Source organism: Vibrio sp. 1288 (assembly GCF_033344475.1).
This window is the reverse complement of the sequence record NZ_JAWPOX010000840.1, coordinates 1-587: the sequence shown is the minus strand read 5'-3', so window position 1 is coordinate 587 and position 587 is coordinate 1. Positions and strand designations below refer to the sequence as shown.

The 587-nt window shown below is 46.8% G+C and carries 1 protein-coding gene and 1 pseudogene; both read left to right on the top strand.

The annotated features are described in order from the left end of the window. Positions 1 to 212, top strand: a pseudogene (locus R8O11_RS29670) (type II and III secretion system protein family protein); the annotation flags it as partial. Between the two features lie 12 nt (positions 213 to 224). Beyond that, complete coding sequence (locus tag R8O11_RS29665) at positions 225 to 449, top strand: hypothetical protein (protein WP_005482341.1); 225 nt, start codon at positions 225 to 227, stop codon at positions 447 to 449. Positions 450 to 587 lie beyond the last annotated feature (138 nt).

Sequence of the window (587 nt, the reverse complement as noted above, 5' to 3'; positions counted from 1 at the left end):
CGACGCCAATCGATAGACGCAGAGTGACTCTGCCGACCGATGGGTTCGTAGCTCCAAACGATGTGGAGTTCTATCTGTTGGGTAAAGGCGCGAAACTCGATTTCGACCGCTATCAACTCAATGACATCAGAGAAGAAGATACAAACAATAATTTTAATCAGTACGGTTCGTCAGAAGGTGGCTCTGAGGGCAAGTTTGGGCACAGTCTATAAATGGAGAGCAAGATGAAAAGCATAATGATCATGACCATTTGTTTCACATCATTCGGCTTGTTTGGCTGTGCGAATGACCCTGATCTTGGAATCTCGGTAAGCCAATTGCGCGCAGAACAAACGCTAAATCCGGAAGCATGGTATGAAAACCTAGGTTATCTACCAGAGGGAAGCGGTGAGCGCACGCAGGTCAGCTTAGAGGTATACAACAATAACGGGGTAGCCAAAGAAAAATAAGTGATTCGTTCACTTATAGGAGGGGCTATGCGAAGGAAAATGCAGACAGCAACAAGGCGAACCCAGAAAGGGATCACCTTGGTGCTCATCAGTATGGTTCTGCTGATTCTGTTAGGCGTCGCTGCGTTCGGTATTGAT

What these genes read in the sequence shown, in the direction of transcription:
- R8O11_RS29665 (WP_005482341.1), top strand. Translation starts at nt 225, where the DNA reads ATGAAAAGCATAATGATCATGACCATTTGTTTCACATCATTCGGCTTG.